16 protein-coding genes are annotated in these 17,667 nt (G+C 68.1%); 10 read left to right on the forward strand and 6 right to left on the reverse strand.

The features are described from left to right. Positions 1 to 291: hypothetical protein (locus tag VH112_14250; GenBank protein ID HEX4541399.1), on the forward strand; the 291-nt coding region annotated here is incomplete at its 5' end. Positions 292 to 331: 40 nt separating this feature from the next. Here VH112_14250 and VH112_14255 read toward each other — a convergent pair. Further along, complete coding sequence (locus VH112_14255; protein HEX4541400.1) at positions 332 to 1,018, reverse strand: TetR family transcriptional regulator; 687 nt, start codon at positions 1,016 to 1,018, stop codon at positions 332 to 334. Between the two features lie 270 nt (positions 1,019 to 1,288). On the opposite strand from VH112_14255, the gene VH112_14260 reads away from it, so the two are divergent. Together VH112_14260 and VH112_14265 are read left to right on the forward strand one after the other, a co-directional pair. Next, positions 1,289 to 2,248 carry a YihY/virulence factor BrkB family protein gene (locus VH112_14260; GenBank protein ID HEX4541401.1) on the forward strand — a complete coding sequence of 320 codons (960 nt, stop codon included), beginning with the start codon at positions 1,289 to 1,291 and terminating at the stop codon, positions 2,246 to 2,248. A gap of 102 nt (positions 2,249 to 2,350) precedes the next feature. After that, positions 2,351 to 3,235 (forward strand): anti-sigma factor antagonist, encoded by an 885-nt coding sequence (locus VH112_14265; GenBank protein ID HEX4541402.1) that lies wholly within the window; start codon positions 2,351 to 2,353, stop codon positions 3,233 to 3,235. Positions 3,236 to 3,266: 31 nt separating this feature from the next. On the opposite strand, the gene VH112_14270 is transcribed toward VH112_14265, so the two are convergent. Both VH112_14270 and typA read right to left on the reverse strand, forming a co-directional pair. Next, a complete protein-coding gene (locus tag VH112_14270) occupies positions 3,267 to 4,334 on the reverse strand; it encodes an adenylate/guanylate cyclase domain-containing protein (GenBank protein ID HEX4541403.1) in 1,068 nt (355 codons plus the stop codon). An 82-nt stretch (positions 4,335 to 4,416) separates the two neighbouring features. Next, positions 4,417 to 6,249, reverse strand: coding sequence for a translational GTPase TypA (typA, locus tag VH112_14275; GenBank protein HEX4541404.1), 1,833 nt, complete (start codon positions 6,247 to 6,249; stop codon positions 4,417 to 4,419). 263 nt (positions 6,250 to 6,512) lie between these two features. On the opposite strand from typA, the gene VH112_14280 reads away from it, so the two are divergent. Continuing rightward, complete coding sequence (locus VH112_14280; GenBank protein ID HEX4541405.1) at positions 6,513 to 7,352, forward strand: enoyl-CoA hydratase/isomerase family protein; 840 nt, start codon at positions 6,513 to 6,515, stop codon at positions 7,350 to 7,352. 53 nt (positions 7,353 to 7,405) lie between these two features. After that, positions 7,406 to 8,287 carry an SDR family oxidoreductase gene (locus VH112_14285; protein ID HEX4541406.1) on the forward strand — a complete coding sequence of 294 codons (882 nt, stop codon included), beginning with the start codon at positions 7,406 to 7,408 and terminating at the stop codon, positions 8,285 to 8,287. Positions 8,288 to 8,327: 40 nt separating this feature from the next. Here the strand turns inward: VH112_14285 and VH112_14290 are convergent, their stop codons facing one another. After that, the gene (locus VH112_14290) at positions 8,328 to 9,203 is read right to left on the reverse strand and encodes a metallophosphoesterase (protein HEX4541407.1); all 876 of its coding nucleotides are present in this window, start codon (positions 9,201 to 9,203) and stop codon (positions 8,328 to 8,330) included. Between the two features lie 189 nt (positions 9,204 to 9,392). Here VH112_14290 and VH112_14295 point away from each other — a divergent pair, with 189 nt between their 5' ends. Beyond that, entirely contained in the window at positions 9,393 to 10,937 is a 1,545-nt protein-coding gene (locus VH112_14295; GenBank protein HEX4541408.1) for a protein kinase, read from the forward strand. An 18-nt stretch (positions 10,938 to 10,955) separates the two neighbouring features. Here the strand turns inward: VH112_14295 and VH112_14300 are convergent, their stop codons facing one another. Beyond that, the gene (locus tag VH112_14300) at positions 10,956 to 12,209 is read right to left on the reverse strand and encodes an ATP-binding protein (GenBank protein HEX4541409.1); all 1,254 of its coding nucleotides are present in this window, start codon (positions 12,207 to 12,209) and stop codon (positions 10,956 to 10,958) included. Between the two features lie 57 nt (positions 12,210 to 12,266). On the opposite strand from VH112_14300, the gene VH112_14305 reads away from it, so the two are divergent. From VH112_14305 to VH112_14320, 4 genes are read left to right on the forward strand one after another with little or no spacing between them, the layout of a single operon-like run. After that, positions 12,267 to 13,139 carry a DUF72 domain-containing protein gene (locus tag VH112_14305; protein ID HEX4541410.1) on the forward strand — a complete coding sequence of 291 codons (873 nt, stop codon included), beginning with the start codon at positions 12,267 to 12,269 and terminating at the stop codon, positions 13,137 to 13,139. A gap of 44 nt (positions 13,140 to 13,183) precedes the next feature. Then, on the forward strand, positions 13,184 to 14,638 hold the full coding sequence (locus VH112_14310) for a thioredoxin (protein HEX4541411.1): 1,455 nt from the start codon (positions 13,184 to 13,186) through the stop codon (positions 14,636 to 14,638). Then, positions 14,635 to 15,192 carry a UGSC family (seleno)protein gene (locus tag VH112_14315; protein HEX4541412.1) on the forward strand — a complete coding sequence of 186 codons (558 nt, stop codon included), beginning with the start codon at positions 14,635 to 14,637 and terminating at the stop codon, positions 15,190 to 15,192. The genes VH112_14310 and VH112_14315 overlap by 4 nt, the downstream gene beginning before the upstream one ends. Next, positions 15,189 to 17,354: a glycoside hydrolase family 3 N-terminal domain-containing protein gene (locus VH112_14320; protein ID HEX4541413.1), complete on the forward strand. Its 2,166-nt coding sequence runs from the start codon at positions 15,189 to 15,191 to the stop codon at positions 17,352 to 17,354. The genes VH112_14315 and VH112_14320 overlap by 4 nt, the downstream gene beginning before the upstream one ends. Here VH112_14320 and VH112_14325 read toward each other — a convergent pair. Continuing rightward, the gene (locus VH112_14325; protein HEX4541414.1) at positions 17,347 to 17,658 is read right to left on the reverse strand and encodes a hypothetical protein; all 312 of its coding nucleotides are present in this window, start codon (positions 17,656 to 17,658) and stop codon (positions 17,347 to 17,349) included. The genes VH112_14320 and VH112_14325 overlap by 8 nt on opposite strands. Positions 17,659 to 17,667 lie beyond the last annotated feature (9 nt).

Raw genomic sequence — 17,667 nt, forward strand, 5'->3', positions numbered from 1 at the left:
GAATTCATCGCCTTGGCGAACCACCGCAAGGCGATCCGAACCGAGATCGCCGCCTCGGCCGAGCGGTTCCGCGTCGAACAACTCAACGGCTTCCGGGGCGTACTCGAGCGCTACGGGGTCGACCCCAACGAATGCCCCCCCATCGTCTGCACCGTCCTGATGTCCAGCATCTCCCGGTTTCTCGTCATCGAGCGCGAGATCCTCGGCATGTCGAGCGGGCACGCCGAGACGGTCGCATTCGTCGAGGGCTTCATTCGTCGATTTGAGGGAGAACGCCGGCCCTCTCCTTGAGCGCTGACGACGAACGCGCAACGACCTCGTCTCAGCGTCCTTAGTGATCGTCTCGGGGGGCCTGCCGGGAGTTCCTCCGAGCCGGGCGCCGGCCCCGTGGTCGTCGTGGTGCCGGGATCTCAGGGGTCATCGCCAGTTCCAGAGCCCGCTTCGTGACCCTCATCAGCGAGCCTTGGCCACCTGAGCCCTGCCATACCCGCACGGCCACGTTGATCGCGCCCATGCTCGAAGCTGCGAGCACCAGCAGGCCGAGGTCGGGTGTGTCCATTCCGGCCTGGAGCGCCAGCTCGTCAGCGAGCGTCAGCTCCCAGGAGCGCAGCATTCGCAGGCTCCGCTCTCTCAGGCGCTGGTTCTCCGTCACGAGCGTTGCTCGGATGAGGAGGGGCTGGTGCTCCTCGGCAAGGTAGTTGGCGAAGGTCAAGAGGACCTCCTCGAGCGCGGACAGGTCCGTCGCAGCGGTGGGGCAGTCGCGGATCATCCGGCGCAGCGCCGCCAGGTGGCGTTCCTCGTAGCCGAACAGGACGTCTTCCTTGGATCCGAAGTAGCGGAAGAAGGTCCTTGGGGACACCTCGACGGCGGCAGCGATCTCCTCCACTGTGGTCTCTTCGTAACCGTTGGCCGCGAAGAGGGCGAGGGCGGCTGCCTCGAGCTCTCGGCGGGTCCGGGCCTGCTTGCGGGACCGCAGACCCTGCCCGGCAGTCAATTCTGGCTCCTGATGCTCGGCCATCGACAGGTGGAGGGTATCTCAAACGGAAGACTGACCCACTCGAGGATGCGAGGAGGCGGCCATCGGAGCTTCCGGGATCTAATGTCGTCCTGTGGGCGCCGCTGTGGTGGGAGCCAGCGGTTGGGTCGGGCGCCGACTGGTGGCCCGTCTGGCTGATGACGGCCATGCTGCGTTCGGGTGAGGGGAAGAAGCCACCGCACAATGCAGAATCCCATCGAGGTCCTTGATCGCTTCCAGCAGCGCCACCGGCCGGCGGCTTTCGTCTTCGGGGTGATCAAGAAGTTCGGCGACGATGCAGGGTCTGTCCTGACGGCCCTCATCACGTACTACGGCTTCGTGGCGATCTTCCCGTTGCTGTTGGTGTTCGTCACCATCCTTGGCCTGCTCAGCACCAACTCGTCGTTTGCTCACTCACTCGAGAACTCCGCCCTGGCGCAGTTCCCCGTAATCGGCAACCAGCTGAAGGCCAACGTGAGCGCCCTCCACTCAGGCAGCGTCGTCGGACTGGTCATTGGTCTCCTCCTAGCCCTGTACGGGTCGCTGGGCGTCAGCCAGGCCGCTCAGCGGGCCATGGCCGAGGTCTGGAACGTACCCGGCGTCGTTCGCCCGGGCTTCTTCCCCCGGCTGACCCGGAGTCTGACCTTTCTCGCTGTCTTGGCCGGAAACGTATTGATCACCACAGGCGTGACGAGCCTGTCTACCTATGGCGCCCAGGTGGGCTTGTTCCGAAACATGGGATTCAAGGTGGGCGTCGAAGCTCTGGTGGTATTGATCAATGTGGCCGTGTACTGGCTGGCCTTTCGGGTCCTCACTCCGGCATCCATTGGCACTCGAGAGCTGTTCCCCGGGGCCGTTCTGGGTGGCGTTGGCTGGACCGTTCTCCAAGGTCTCGGCGTCTATCTCGTGGGTCACAACCTGCGTCACGCGGGCCAGGTTTACGGCACGTTTGCCCTCGTCCTGGGGACATTGGCCTGGATCTATGTCGGCGCGGAGTTGAGTCTTTACGCCGCCGAGGTGAACGTCGTGCTGAAGAATCGACTATGGCCCCGCAGCATCGTGCAGCCTCCCTTGACGGACGCTGACAGGGAGGTGCTCGACCGCATTGCCTCAGTGGGTGAACGCCGTCCCGAGCAACACGTCGAGTCCTACTTCGATGGCGATGACGAGGCGGCGGGAAATGGAGGCGGCAGCGAGAGACGACTTGGCGGCCCTGGAGATGACAGGCCGTGACTCGAGCCCGCGACCCGCTCTGTACGGTAGCTGACAGAGCACTGGTATCCTGATCCTGGACGCCGGATATCCGGGCGGGTGACGCCTGGGGAAGGGATCGTGGTGCCGACTCCCTTCGATCTGAAGACAGCGATGTACGATGGCCTCGCCGTGATGGCGGTGGTCGGCCAGCTCGACTGCGCCACGGCCCCACGTCTGTCAGAGGCACTTGCCGAGATGGCCGAGCCAGGCCGAGTGATCCTGGTCGACCTGAGCGGCACCGTGTTCATCGACTGTGCCGGGCTGGCTCCGCTGGCGGCGGCCTGCGAGCGTCAGCGCCAACTGGGCGGCGATCTGGTCCTCGACGCACCGACTGCAGCCGTTTCCAGAGTCATCGAATGCACCCAGCTCGACAAGGTCGTGACCGTGGCCTCGGGCCCGAGCAGATCCACGTCGAACTACTCTCGGGATGTGCCGACCGTCCATCATCGCCAGCTCTCGGATGCTGACCGTCGACGCGACGCGGTCCTTGGTGCCGCCCGCACCGAGTTTGCCGAGTGGGGGTACCACGGGGCGACGACCGCGGCAATCGCGACACGAGCCGACATCTCGCAGTCATATATCTACGCCTTGTTCCCCAGCAAGAAGGACCTGTTCATAGCCTGCTATCGGTGGCATCACCGTCAAATAATGGACATCATGGCAACCGCGGCCGAAGCGCCTGATTTGGTACAGGCGCGCGCACGGATGAACCAGTCGTACGCCGACAAGGTCCAGAACCGGAACCACTTTCTCTTCCGGCTGCAAGCAACCGCAGCAGCCGCCTCAGATGAGGACATCGCCGCCGAAGTACGGCAGGCGTTCATTGAAGGCTCTCAGAAGCTGGTCGATCTTCTTGACGATGATGTCGAAGCAGCGAAGGCGTACATCGCGCTCAGCCGGTTGATCGATGTCGCCATGGCCATAGAGCTCCCACGCGAGTTGTGGCCAGCACTCCCCGCGGGGTAAGCCGGTCAGGCGGCGTCGTCCGCCGACCAGGTCAGGTGCCGGCCGCCCGTAAGCGGTAGGCGCCCACCCGGCCCAGCCCCTTCAACCGCCTCGGGGCCAGCGTCGACAGCTCGAAGCGGTCGTCGTCGACCAGGGCGTCGCGACTTGCTTGGTCCACGAGCACGCTGTCCGGACGGGCGATCGTCACCAGGCGGCTGGCGAGGTTGACTGGTGTTCCGAAGACGTCGCCCTCCCGTGCCAGAACGGGACCGGTTGCCACACCGACTCGCAGCTCCGGGGTGCCTCCGTCGGGTGAGACGGCGTCCAACAGGGCCACGGCCACTTCCGCGCCGCGTGCCGGATCGGGCGTGGTGAACATGACCTCGTCCCCGATGGTCTTTACGACGCGCCCACCCAACTCGGCGATCACGTCGGCGGTGGCCGCGTTGAAGTGTTCGATCGTGTCTGCCAGCTCTTCTGCCGAAAGTGCTTCGCTGACCTCGGTGAACCCCGTCATGTCGGCAAAGCCCACCGACAGGTTGATCGCACCCATGCCGCCCTCGGTGCCCATCAGCAGCCGCTGCTCCGTCGCCGCGGCCAGGTGCCGGCGATACATGTAGGTGAGCAGGTGGTCGAGCGCCGGCAGGGCGTCACCCGCGATGGCAACGGCCTCAGCTGCTGCGCTGCCAGGGTCGGGTCGGCTGAACATGGCGGCGATGACGTCCTGGTGCGAGTCAGCGATGCGCGCCACCGCCTGGCTCATGACTCGGGCCTGCTGGAGCATGGCAACGTCGCTCATGTCGACCTGGTCGAACAGGCGGAGTGCCACGCGCAAGGCCTCTACGTCAGCGTCGGTGAACGCTCTGTCCTCGTCCGGGACGTCAGGAAAGCCCATGGCTCGCCACAGCGACCGGGCAGTTGCCTCCCCCACGCCGGCGCGCTCCCAGACGTCTGCCGCCTGGAGATATCGAGATCCCGGGAAGGTCAAGTGCCGAGCGACGACAAGCGCCAGCTCATCTGGACCGGCCGCCACCGCATCGTCGATGCTGCTCGTGCTTGATCCGGCCGACCGCAACAGTTCGACGGCATGCTCCCAGCTATCGGAATCCTTCTCGGTCATGCAACACGCCTACCCAGGACGAGGCAACAGGTCACGTTGCCCACCATCTTCGGCATCGTCATGGGCAAGTGGTGGAGAGCCGCTACAGGCGGTCCCGCTTCGCTCGCGCCGCGCCACGGGCGCGCTGGGACCGGTCGAGGACCATCTTGCGAAGGCGCACCCCAGCCGGGGTGACCTCGACGCACTCGTCCTCGCGGATGAACTCGAGCGCCTGCTCGAGCGACAGCTGGCGAGGGGGGATGAGGCGGACGAGCTCCTCCGCTGTGGACGAGCGCATGTTCGTGAGCTTCCGCTCCTTGGTCGGGTTGATATCCATGTCGTCGGACCGGGCGTTCTCACCGACGATCATCCCCTGGTAGACCTCGACGCCCGCGCCAACAAAGAGGGTGCCCCGCTCCTGCAGGCTGAGCAGGCTGTAGGTGGTCGTGGTACCCGGGCGGTCGGCGACCAGCGATCCGGTCGGTCGGGTTCGCAGCTCACCGAACCACGGCTCGAACCTGTCGAAGACATGGTGCAACACACCGGTCCCCCTCGTCTCTGTGAGGAACTCGGTGCGGAAGCCGATGAGCCCTCGGCTCGGAACCGAGTACTCGAGGCGGACCCACCCCGTGCCATGGTTGACAAACTGCTCCATGCTCCCCTTGCGCAGGGCGAGGAGCTGAGTGACCACGCCCATGAAGTCCGCGGGCACGTCGATCGAGAGACGCTCGACCGGCTCGTGGAGTTTGCCGTTGACCTCGCGAGTGACGACCTGTGGCTTGCCCACCGTGAGCTCGAAGCCCTCCCTCCGCAGTGTCTCGACCAGCACAGCAAGCTGTAGCTCCCCCCTGCCCTGCACCTCCCAGGTGTCCGGGCGGGCGGTCGGGTTGACCCGGAGGGAGACATTACCGACGAGCTCGGCATCAAGACGGTTCTCGAGCAGGCGTGCGGTGAGCTTTGTCCCCGATGTGCCGGACAAAGGCGAGGTATTCACACCGATCGTCATGGCGAGGCTCGGCTCGTCGACGATCAGGACCGGAAGGGGACGGGGATCGTCCCTGTCGGCGAGGGTCTCGCCGATCGTCACCTCGCTGATCCCGGCGACGGCGACGATCTCACCGGGTCCCGCTTCAGCGGCGTCGACCCGCTCGAGTCCCTCGGCCACGTAGAGCTCGGTCACCTTCACCGACTCGACGGTGCCATCGGCGCGGCACCACGCAATCTGCTGGCCCTTGCGGATGGTGCCGTTGACCACCCGGCAGATCGCGAGTCGCCCGACGTAGGGCGATGCATCGAGGTTCGTCACCAGGGCCTGGAGTGGATGCCCCTCCTCGAAGGACGGCGGAGGGATGTGCTCGACGATCGCGGCGAAGAGCGGCTCCAGGTCCCGACCTTCCTCGGTTGGCGACGTGCTGGCGGTTCCCACCCTGGCATTCGTGTAGAGGATCGGGAACTCGATCTGACCCTCGTCGGCGTCGAGATCGAGAAAGAGCTCGTACACCTCGTCCACGACCTCCTTCGGCCGGGCGTCCGGACGGTCGATCTTGTTGATGACGACCACGACTGGAAGTCGACGCTCCAGGGCCTTGCGGAGGACGAAGCGCGTCTGTGGAAGCGGTGCCTCGCTCGCGTCGACCAGCAGCAGGACGCCGTCAACCATCGCCAGCGCACGCTCGACCTCGCCTCCGAAGTCGGCGTGACCAGGCGTGTCGACGATGTTGAGCTTGATGCCGCTGTGACGCACGGAGGTGTTCTTTGCCAGGATCGTGATGCCCTTCTCGCGCTCGAGGTCCATCGTGTCCATGACTCGCTCTACGACGTCCTGGTTGGCCCTGAAGATGCCCGACTGCCAGAGCATGGCGTCGACGAGCGTGGTCTTGCCATGGTCGACATGGGCGACGATGGCGAGGTTGCGGATGTCGGCGCGCGGGATCATCTCGTGTCTTTCCTAGAGGGTGAAGCGCCGTCCGCCTCCAGGCCCTCGGGGCAGCACTGGGGGCGGCATCGGCCCGGACCAGGATACCGTCGGAGATGCCTCACCCGTACGCGATGGCAGGCTGCGGTCCGACCGGACCGGCGGATGGCCGTCTCGGGCCCCGTGTGGCTCCGGTCATCCGGTGAGATGGACGACTTCGGGCGAACCGTTGGCCCTTGTCCAGACGGATGGGGTGCGGCCGCCCCGTACCCTAAGATCACGGCGTGGCCGACTACGAGACGATCTTGTACGAGGAGCTCGAGGGCGTGGCCTGGGTGACGCTGAACCGCCCTGAGGTCCACAACGCGTTCAACTTCTTGATGCAGCGAGAGCTGAAGGACGTCTGGAGGAGCCTTCGCAAGAACGATGACGTTCGATGTGCGGTGCTGACTGGGGCCGGCGACAAGGCCTTTTGCGTGGGCATCGACCGCAGCGAGGTGATGGGCGGCTGGGACAGCGTTGACGATGTGGAAGGGACGAGGGGGACCGGGGCCGGGCCAGCCTCGGCTACGCCGTGGCATGTCGATGACCCCGGTGAGAACATTGGGCCCAAGACCAACGACCTATGGAAACCAGTCATTGGCGCCATCAACGGCATGGCTTGTGGCGGAGCCTTCTACATGCTGGGAGAGGTCGACTTCATCGTCGCCGCCGAGCACGCCACGTTCTTCGACCCTCATGTGACGTTCGGCATGACGGCATGCTTCGAGTCGATACACATGCTTCAGAAGATGCCGTTTGGCGAGATCATGCGCGTGGCCTTGCTCGGGGCGAGCGAGCGGATGACGGCGCAGCGCGCCCATCAGATAGGGCTGGTCTCAGAGGTGGTCCCCGCCGTCGGTCTCCACGACGCAGTCAAGTGGGCAGCGACCGAGATCGCCAAGGCCCCGGCGGTCGCCATCCAGGGTACGGTGCGCGCCCTCTGGATGGGCAGAGAGCTCTCTCGCCTCCAGGCGCTCGACAACGGACGTATGCTCGTGCGGCTCGGGAGTGACCCGAGGTCGCTGTTCGAGGGCCAGCAAGCATTCGCGTCGGGCGAGCGGACCAAGCCTCGCACCCGCTGACGGCCTCCTACCGCGCTCGCCTGCATGACACACAGCTTCGGGGGGATTTCGACATGAGCGAACCGATTGGCCTGCCCGAGCCGCCGCCGGTGGGCGCCACAGCCCTCCCGCCGGACACGTTCTCTGGCCGCACCGTGCTCGTGACGGGTGGTGGAACCGGGCTCGGCAAGGCTACGGCCACCGAGTTTGCCCGCCTTGGTGCCGACATCGTGTTGGCCAGCCGGAAGGCCGAGCATCTCTCAGAAGGCCAGGACGCGCTGGCCAAGCTCGGCACGGCTGTTCTCACCGTTCAGTGCGACATCCGCCAACCTGACCAGATCGCCGCCGCCTTCGATGCCGCCGAAGCGGATCTCCACCTCCCGGACGTCCTCGTCAACAACGCGGCCGCGAACTTTCCCGTTCCGACCGAGGAGATGTCACCGAACGCCTGGCGAACCGTTGTCGACATCACCCTCAATGGCACCTTCTTCTGCGCCCGTGAGTTCGCTCGCCGCCACATGAGCGCGGGCACGCCGGGATCGATAATCAATATCGGCGCCTCCTACGCGTGGACCGGTGGCCCAGGCTTCGCCCATTCGGCTGCTGCCAAGGCCGGCGTGAAGAACATGGTGGAGACGCTCGCCGTCGAGTGGGGCCCCTACGGGATCCAGGTCAACGGCCTGGTACCCGGCCTGTTCCCGCACGAGGATATGACGGCCGATATCAAGGGCAACCTCGACCGCACCAACGAGAAGGACCGCTGCCAGCCGGCGATGCGGGTGGGTCGGCTGCGCGAGCTCGGATGGGCGGCCACCTTCCTCGCTTCGCCCTACGCCCGGTTCGTCTCCGGTCATACCCTGGTTGTCGACGGCGCCAACTGGCAACGCCGGAGCCTCACCAACCCCGAGGTCGTCACGGTCCGTGACCAGATGGGTAGGCCACCCTTCGAGCAGTGATGCGCGCCGTCGGCGGCGCGCGCGACCTCATCGACCCCCGCTACGCCGAGCCGCTCCATGTCGACCTACTGGCCAAGGCTCCACGGATCGGAAGGACCGTCTGGTCGAAGGGCTGACGGTCATGGCCGACGGGCTGGATGATGACCTGCTGGTCGATCACCCAGAGGTCGAGGAAGTGGTGCCGGGCGTGGGCCGCGGCGGTGAAGCGTCGCTTGCCCGTGGCCCGGAGATGCGTGGCGGCGCCGGACACGATGTAGACCGTCCCGCTGATCGGCTTCGACCGTTGGTAGTCGTGCTCGTGACCGGCGAGCACGAGGTCGACGCCGTGGCGCACGAAGGCAGGCCCGAACGACCGCCGCACGTCCCTCGACGATCCGTGCCAGCCAGCGGAGTATGGCGGGTGATGGAGGGCCACGACACGGAAGGTGGCGTCGCTACCAGCGAGTGTTCGCTCGAGCCACGCTCCTTGCTCGCGGTCACCGGCGCGGGTGGAATCGAGCGCCAGCAGCTGCACCGGCCCGAACTGGCGCTCGTACCAGCGGGCCGGCATTCCGAGACGGCGGGCGACCTCGTCAGGCTGGCCTCGGTCCACGTCGTGGTTCCCCAGGACGGCGACGAGGACGACGCCTCGGCCGAGGATCGGAGCCAGCGGGTCAAGGACGGCCTCACCGACGCGGGCGGGGTCGCCGTCCGGATAGATGTTGTCGCCCAGCAGCACCAGGGCGTCGAAGGGCCGGCGGGCGTGCTCGTCCACCATGGCGGCGACGCTCAGCTCGAGCTCGGCGGAGGGGTGCCCGACATCTCCAGCGATGGCCAGGCGAAGCCCGGCCGAGCCAACCTGGGCTGCCGTCAGCGGAACGACCAACGGCAGTTCGTTGCCCAGTACCCGGCGGGCGGCGCGGCGGACGAGGCCCATCACGTCCCCAGCATGCCCGCACCTGCGGCGCCCCGCCCGCGGGCGGCTCGTCCTCTGAACGGAACGAACCGGACAAATGCCATCACCGCCAACTCGCCCGCTGCGAACGACCCAGGCCGGGCATACTGGCCTTGCGAGGATCGCGCCGTGTCGTTGGCAGGGCAGGCGACCGAAGGGTGGACTACGTCGATGAGGGTGTTGGACCAGCGCTACGAGCTAATCGACCACCTCGGCTCAGGTGCCATGGCCAGCGTCTGGAGTGCCCACGACCGGCGGTTGGCCCGGGAAGTCGCGGTCAAGATGCTGAGCCCGCAACTTGCGTCGGACCCGGCCTTTCGACAGCGATTCGAGCGCGAAGCGGTCCACGTGGCATCCCTCAAGCACCCCAATATCGTCACCGTCTACGACGCCGGGAACGAGGGCGACACCTACTACATCGTCATGGAGCTGGTCGAAGGTGAGTCGCTCCAAGACAAGCTCGAGGCGACATCGCCGTATCTCGGAGTGGACAGGACCGAGGAGATCGCCGCCCAGCTCCTCGCCGGCCTCAGCCACGCTCACGGCAAGGGAATCGTGCATCGGGACATCAAGCCAGCCAACATCCTGATGACCATTGACGGCACGGCGAAGCTCGTCGACTTCGGCATCGCCAGAGCAGCGGGCGATGTCGCGAGGGTGACGACGATGGGCGAGTTCATGGGAACCCCCGCCTACGCGTCCCCAGAGCAGCTCGACGCACGGTCGGCCACCGCGGCGACGGACCTCTACTCGCTCGGGTGCGTTCTCTACGAGTGCCTCGCGGGTCACCCGCCCTTCGAGGCCGAGGTCCCGGTGGGGGTGATCGCCCAGCATCTCCAGGCGACACCTCGTTCCCTGCGCAAGGAAAGGCCGGAAGTACCGCCCGCGCTGGAGACGCTCGTCCTGAGAGCGCTCGAGAAGGATCCCGGCCGCCGCTTCAGCTCCGCAGACGACATGAGCCGGGCTCTCCCGGCCCCGAACGCCGCCGCCATGTCGGACACGTCACTGTCGACGGTCGTCCTGCCGAGGCGAACCGTCGAGGGCGGCGACCAGAGCGACCATGCCGCGCCGGCGCCGGGCCAGAGCCCGGTGCGGGCAATCGTCGTCGACGACCATCCGTTCTTCCGGGATGGCGTCACCAGAGGCCTGAGCGAGAGCGGGCGGATCGAGGTCGTCGGCGAGGCGGACAACGGCGCCGACGCGCTGGAGGTGATCAGGCGGGAGCGGCCCACCGTGGCCGTGGTGGACTACCAGATGCCCGAGATGGACGGACTGGACCTGGTGCACGCTGTCGTCGACGAGGACCTACCCACCAGGGTGCTGCTGCTGTCGGCTGTGGCCGACAGCGCTGTCGTCTTCCGTGCGCTGGAGGAGGGCGCCGCTGGCTACTTGTCCAAGGACGCCCGCCGCAAGGAGATCGTCGACGCCGTGCTCAGGGCGGCTGAGGGCCAGACCGTGCTCCCCCCTGAGCTGGCGGGCGAGCTTGCCGGCGAGATCCGACACCGGGCCCGCAGCCAGACCTCGGCGCCGACCGACCAGGAGATCGAGGTGTTGCAGGCGTTCGCCAGGGGCAGGTCCATCCCGCAGGTTGCCGCCGAGCTCGATCTCGGGGTGAGCGCGGTCAGGACCCAGGCCCAGCGCCTGTACGAGAAGCTCGGCGTCTCCGACCGGACGGCGGCGGTCGCCGAAGCGATGCGGCGCGGGCTCCTGAAGTAGGCGAACCGGCCCGGGGGTCTACAACCGTCCGTTGGCAGTGGTCGGCGCACAGGGCACGTCGACCGTGGCGATCGTGCCCGACGGGCTTGCTCCGGTCATGCTGAGACCGCCACCCGCTGCTTGGAGTCGTACGCGGTGCGACGCCAACCCGATGTGACCACGATCGAGGCTCGCTTCCACGGCACCGTCTGGGATCCCGCACCCGTCGTCGGCGATCACCAGCTGGGCGAGCTCGCCGGAGCGGGCGAGGTTGATATGCACGGCGCTGGCCCCGGCGTGCTTGACGATATTGCTGAGCAGCTCTCGGGCGGTCGCGTAGAGAAGTCCGTCCGCCGGGCTGCGCGCCCCTTCCTCCCAGCCATCGAGCTCGAGCGTGACGGCGAAGCCACCGCGGGCCTCGGTGGTGCGGGCCAGGTCTCGGAGCGCCTGGGCCAGGCCCAAGCGCTCGAGCACGGCAGGGTGCAGCTCGGCGACGGTCGACCGGAGCAGCCGGGAGGACTCAGTGAGGGCCTCGTCGAGACGGTCGAGCGCCGCTGGGTCGCTCTGGACGTCTTCGACGTCGTGGCGAGCCGCCAGGACGTACTGCAGCGCGCCGTCATGGAGACGCTCGGCCAGCTGCCGACGCTCTCGATCCTCGGTTGTCATCACCTCGGTGAGCAGGCTCGTGCGATCTCCGACCAATCGGCCGATCGTCGCAACCCGAGACTGTTGGATCCGGGTGAGAGCGATGCAGCCGGCTCCCAGCCCCGCCAGGACGAGGGCGCGGAGGAGGACCGACGACCAGGGCTCCCCGTTCGCCGACTGTGTCACGATGCTCACCGCGAGGTACACGGCGACGGTCGGAACGACAACGGCTGCGCAGACGCCCGGCCGAAGCTGGGTCGCCGCCAGCAGGGGGATGACGAAGAAGCCGTTGATGAGGACGTCCGCCGTCCAGCTCTGGCTCGCCGCCACCCCGGCGAGCACGGTGAGGCCACCCAGCGCCAGGACGTCGACGAACAGCGCCAACCAGACGAACCGCACCGGAGCCGGGCCCCCCCGCTCGCTCCACACGGCGACGCCGACCGCCCACAGGCCGTAGATGGAGACGATGACGTATGACGCGAGAGCGTGGTGCTCGGGGGGGACGATCGCGACCGTCAGGGCCACGAACACGACCAATAGGCCACGGAGGACGAGCTGCAGGCGAACCCCGTTGTATGCGTGCTCGAGCACGATGGCGTCGAGCTCGGGGCTGGTGGCCGGATCCGCCTCGCCCATCTCTTCGGCCACGGTCACCTCCCCCTCGACACTGTCGAGGGTACCTCGCCAAACTGGAAAGATGGCGCCGTGACCGGACGCATCCTCGTCGGGACGGCTTCGTGGACGGACCGCTCGCTGATCGCCTCGGGCTGGTATCCCGAGGGAGTTACCTCGGCCGAGGATCGCCTGCGCCACTACGCCTCGCGCTTTCGACTGGTCGAGGTGGACAGCACGTACTACGCCCTTCCCCGCCAGGTGATGGCACGAGACTGGGCCAGCCGGACGCCGTCGGATTTCACCTTCGACGTCAAGGCGTTCTCACTCCTGACCCAGCACCCGGCGCGACGCCAGGCTCTGCCGAGGGGCATCGAGGTCGAATCGGACAAGGAGACCGTCTACCTCAGGCACCTGGACGAGCGCGGGCTCGGTCAGCTCTGGGACCGGTTCCTCGACGGTGTCGACCCGCTGCGGCGCACCAACAAGCTCGGCTGTCTCCTGTTTCAGTTTCCGCCCTGGTTCTCGTCGAGGAGCGCCAACCGCGAGTACGTGGTCGACTGCGCCGATCGGGCAGCCGCCGACCGCATCGCCGTCGAGCTGCGCCACCCGAGCTGGTTCCGGCCCGAGGAGCGTGACCGGACGCTCAGCTTGCTGGCCGAGCACTCGATCGCGCTGGTGTGTGCAGACATGCCCCAGCGGGTCGACAAGGCGATCCCTCGGTTCGCCGCGGCGACGTCCACCGAGCTGGCCGTGGTCAAGTTCCACGGGCGAAACCGAGAGGGGTGGAAACGGTCCTCGTTCGCCGGGCTCACCGACTACCGCTACCGGCCCCGCGAGCTGGAAGGTTGGATCCCGGACCTCCGTCGTCTGGCCGAACAGGCCAAAGAGGTGCACGTCGTGTTCAGGAACATGCACGGCGACAACGCGGTCACCAACGCCGAGCAGCTCCTGGAACGGCTGTGACCCACCACGCCTGGAGTCGCAGGTTCCTCCTCTAGCCTGTTGGCGTGTCCCGTCCTCGGATACCGCCAGGCGTGCCGGACGGCATCGTGGCCGTGGTCAAGCGTGAATGCGAGACGTGTGTGTCCATCACCCCGGTCCTGGCCCAACTGCGACGCGCCGGCGTGCCTCTGACCGTGTACACCCAGGATGATCCCGCGTTCCCCGCGGACGTTCCTGATGTCGTGGACGACACCGAGCTGCGCGTGTCGTGGGCCCTCGACCTCGTCACCGTGCCGACCTTGCTGCGTTTCGAAGGAGGCGTCGAGGTGGCCAGGACGCAGGGCTGGCACAGGCCGCGCTGGGAGGATCTCACCGGCGTCGCCGGGCTCGGCCCCGATCTCCCCGAGCTCCGTCCCGGTTGCGGGTCGCGCACGGCAGATCCCGCTACGGCCGACGAGCTCGCGGTGCGATTCGCGTCGGGTCGGCTGCGGGCCCGGCGGGTGGCGCTGGGCTACTCGGAGGACGACACCGAGGCGGCGTTCGACCGGGGATGGACCGACGGGCTTCCGGTCGTCCCGCCAACCGAGTCCAGGGTGCTGCGCATGCTCGAGGGGACCCAGCGGGCCGCCGACGAGGTGGTGGCGATCGTTCCGCCTGATCTGGTCGAGTGCACCGTCGAGAAGGCGGCGATCAACGCGGTCATGGCCGGCTGCCGACCCGAGTACCTGCCGCTCGTGCTGACTGCGGTCGAGGCCTTGTGCACCGACGAGTTCAATGGCCACGGGCTCCTGGCGACGACGTACTTCTCCGGGCCGGCCGTGATCGTGAACGGTCCGATCCGTCACGCGATCGGCATGAACTCGGGCGCCAACGTCCTGGGGCAGGGGAACCGGGCCAACGCCACCATCGGTCGGGCGCTGCAGCTGGTCGTGCGCAACGTCGGCGGGGGAGTGCCCGGCGGTGTCGACCGGGCGACCCTCGGCAACCCGGGCAAGTACACGTTCTGCTTCGCCGAGGACGAGGAGGGATCTCCCTGGGAGCCGTTGTCGGTCGAGCGGGGGGTCGCTCCCGGTGGATCGGCCGTCACGCTGTTCGCCGGCGAGGGGCCCCGCGGCGTCGTCGATCAGCTGTCGCGGACGCCCGAGTCCCTCGCCAGATCGTTCGCTGGGAGCCTGCGAACCGTCGGCCACCACAAGCTGGCGCTCGGCTTCGATGCCATGGTCGTGGTGAGCCCCGAGCACGCCCGGGTCTTTCGCGAGGGGGCGTGGACCAAGGCCAGGCTCCGGAACGAGCTGCTCGAGCTCCTCACCGTGCCGGGGGCGGAGCTCGTCCGCGGCGCCGACGGGTGCGACGAGGGCCTGCCGGCGGGCCTGGAGGAGGCCGCCATCCCGAAGTTCCGCCCCGACGGGCTGTGGTTCGTCCACGCCGGCGGGCGAGCCGGGCTGTTCTCGTCCATCATTGGAAGCTGGATCAACGGACCCGGCGGCAGCCAGGCCGTGACCCGGGAGGTAGGGGTATGACGAGCGACGCCGGTACCGTCCTGTTGGACCCGACCGGTGAGCGTCGGCCCGCGACACGACCGCGGGTGGCCCGGCCATCGTCGCTGGAGGGCCTGACGGTCGGGCTGCTGGACATCTCGAAGCCACGGGGCGACGTCTTTCTGAGTGCGCTGGAGTCGGCGCTGACGTCACGGGTCTCAGACCTGCGGGTCGTCCGCTACCGCAAGCCCACCTTCGCCAAGGTGGCGCCGGTCGACCTGCGCCACGAGATCACTACCAAGTGTGACCTCGTGATCGAGGCGCTCGCCGACTGAGGCAGCTGCACGTCGTGCAGTGTGCACGACATCGCCGACCTGGAGACCCGGGGCCTCCCGGGGGTGTTCGTCGCCTCCACCGAGTTCATCGCCGCCGCTGCGACGCAGGCTCGCGCCCTGGGCTTCGATCCCGCCCGGGTGTTCGTGCCCCACCCGATCCAGGACCGGACCGACGAGGAGATGCGTGCCCTCGCCGACGACGCCGTCGACGAGATCCTCGCCGCCGTGGCCGAGACCGGAGCCCGTCGCACCTCGCCGTGACCGCCTTCGAGGAAGCCGCCGCCCGGGTCGCCGCCGGTGCCGACCACCATGCCGAGGCCGGCGCCCTCGTGCGGGCGATGACCCGGGCCGAGAAGCTCGGCTGTCTCGACGGCGACACGCCCTTCTGGGCGGGCATGACCGACATGGTGTCCGGGGGGTACTACCGCCATCCCTGGCCCGCCGCCGCGGTCGAGCGGCTTGGGGTTCCGGGCCTGCAGTTCAGCGATGGTCCCCGCGGTGTCGTCGTGGGCGTGAGCACCTGCTTTCCCGTGAGCATGGCGCGCGGCGCGACCTTCGACCCTGACCTCGAAGAGCGCATCGGGGACGCCATCGGGCTCGAGCTCAGAGCGGCGGGGGCGACCTTCTACGGCGGCGTTTGCGTGAACCTCCTGCGCCACCCGGCTTGGGGCCGGGCCCAGGAGACCTACGGCGAGGATCCCCATCATGTCGGTGAGATGGGCGCGGCCCTCGTGCGGGGCGTGCAACGCCACGCCATGGCCTGTGTGAAGCACTTCGCCCTCAACTCCATGGAGAACGCCCGCTTCACCGTCGACGTCACGGCTGACGACCGCGCCCTCCACGAGGTGTACCTCCACCACTTCCGTCGCATCGTGGCCGAAGGCGTTGCCAGCGTCATGAGCGCCTACAACTCGGTGAACGGCACGTGGTGCGGTCAGAACGCGGAGCTGCTGACCGATGTCCTCCGCCGGGAATGGGGCTTCGACGGCTTCGTCGTGTCCGACTTCATCTTCGGACTGCGTGACGCGGTGGCCTCTGTCCAGGCGGGGCTGGACGTCGAGATGCCGTTCGCCCAGCAGCGGGCCCAGCACCTGCCGGAGAAGCTGCGCAGTGGTGACCTGGACGAGGCCGAGGTGGACGCGGCCGCGTCGAGGGTCGTCGCCACCCTGTTGCGATTCTGGCCCGCGCTGGACCGACCGGGACCTGAGGCGTCCGTCGCGGCATCGGCGGAGCACCGCGCTCTGGCCCGGGAGGCGGCCCGCCGGTCGATCGTCCTGCTCCGCAACGAGGGCGGCCTGCTTCCGCTCGATCCATCGGCGCTCAAACGGGTGGCCGTGATCGGGCGTCTGGCCGCCGTGCCCAACCTGGGCGACGGGGGGTCGAGCGACGTGCATCCGCCCGAGGCGGTCACGCTGCTCGCGGGGATGCGCGCAGCGCTACCGGGCGCCGTCGTCGTGCACCATGACGACGACGCGTCGCTGGCCGAGGGATCGGACCTGGCCATCGCCGTCGTCGGCTTCACCAAGGACGACGAGGGCGAGTTCATCGGTGCCGCCGGTGCGATCGATCTCGCCGTGCTGTTCCCTCCCGCGGACCACCCGACGCTCGGGGTGGGGGCGTCGTCCCGCCAGCGCGCGCCCCTCACCGGCGAACCGGACGAGCGCCCGGCGGGCCGCCAGCCGACGGCCATGGCGCCCGGGGGTGACCGATCCAACCTGCGCCTGCGGCCCGAGGACGAAGCGCTCCTGCGGTCCGTGGCCTCCCACAACTCCCGGACGGTGGTCGTCGTGATGGGCGGCAGCGCGGTCGTGATGCCGTGGTGCGGCGACGTGCCCGTCGTCCTCCTGACGTGGTACCCGGGCATGGAGGGTGGCCACGCCCTGGCCGATGTCCTCCTCGGCGCGGCCGCCCCGAGCGGCAGGCTGCCCTTCGCTGTGCCTGTTGACGAGGACGACCTCGTGGCCTTCGACAAGGATGCCCGCTCGGTGACCTACGACCTGTTCCACGGGCAGTGGAAGCTGGACCGGGATGGCAGGGCGGCGCAGTTCCCCTTTGGCTTCGGCTTGTCGACCACCTCCTTCGAGGTCCGCGACGCCCGTCTGGACACTGGGTCGAGGGAGGTCACGGTCACGGTGGCCAACGTCGGGCCGCGCCGCGGCGCCGAGGTCGTCCAGGTGTATGGCGGCTGTCCGTCGTCATCAGTGCCACGACCCCACCGGCGGCTCGTCGGCTTTCGCCGGGTCGAGCTGGAGGCCGGCCGCTCCTGTCAGGCGACGGTGCCACTGCACCTCGACGCCTTGGCTGTGCGCCAGGAGGGGCGCATGGTGATCGAGGACGGCGAGGTGGTGTTCACCGTGGCCGACCACGCCGCGGACCCCGGCATCGAGCTCGATGCCTGCTTCGCCGCTGGCGTCCTCACATGAGCTTGGCCACGTCGGTCAGCAGGCCGTCGATCATCTCGGCGACCTGTCCCGAGGCGTACCGGTGCAGCGTGGTCAGACCCTGATGGGCCCCCTCCAGGCCCTGTCGTAGGCGCGCGACCTCACGGACCAGGCTCTCGACGTCGGTCCTCGCCCCCGCGATGAACTCGCCGTCCTCCCCCTTCCTCACCGTCACCGCGTAGGTGCCCAGTCCCTGCCCGATCATCACCTGCTGGCCCGAGTACCGCCACGGGCCCCGGCTGGCCCGACTGAGCCGGTCTTGAATGTCCGCGAGAGGAAGCGCCATGAGCGAAGC

It is taken from the genome of Acidimicrobiales bacterium, from assembly GCA_036270875.1.
In the GTDB taxonomy this organism is placed as follows: Bacteria; Actinomycetota; Acidimicrobiia; order Acidimicrobiales; family AC-9; genus AC-9.

Coding starts and splice junctions, on each gene's coding strand:
- VH112_14255 (HEX4541400.1), bottom strand. CDS start 1,018: ATGGCCGAGCATCAGGAGCCAGAATTGACTGCCGGGCAGGGTCTGCGG.
- VH112_14270 (HEX4541403.1), bottom strand. CDS start 4,334: ATGACCGAGAAGGATTCCGATAGCTGGGAGCATGCCGTCGAACTGTTG.
- typA (HEX4541404.1), bottom strand. CDS start 6,249: ATGATCCCGCGCGCCGACATCCGCAACCTCGCCATCGTCGCCCATGTC.
- VH112_14285 (HEX4541406.1), top strand. CDS start 7,406: ATGAGCGAACCGATTGGCCTGCCCGAGCCGCCGCCGGTGGGCGCCACA.
- VH112_14290 (HEX4541407.1), bottom strand. CDS start 9,203: ATGGGCCTCGTCCGCCGCGCCGCCCGCCGGGTACTGGGCAACGAACTG.
- VH112_14295 (HEX4541408.1), top strand. CDS start 9,393: ATGAGGGTGTTGGACCAGCGCTACGAGCTAATCGACCACCTCGGCTCA.
- VH112_14325 (HEX4541414.1), bottom strand. CDS start 17,658: ATGGCGCTTCCTCTCGCGGACATTCAAGACCGGCTCAGTCGGGCCAGC.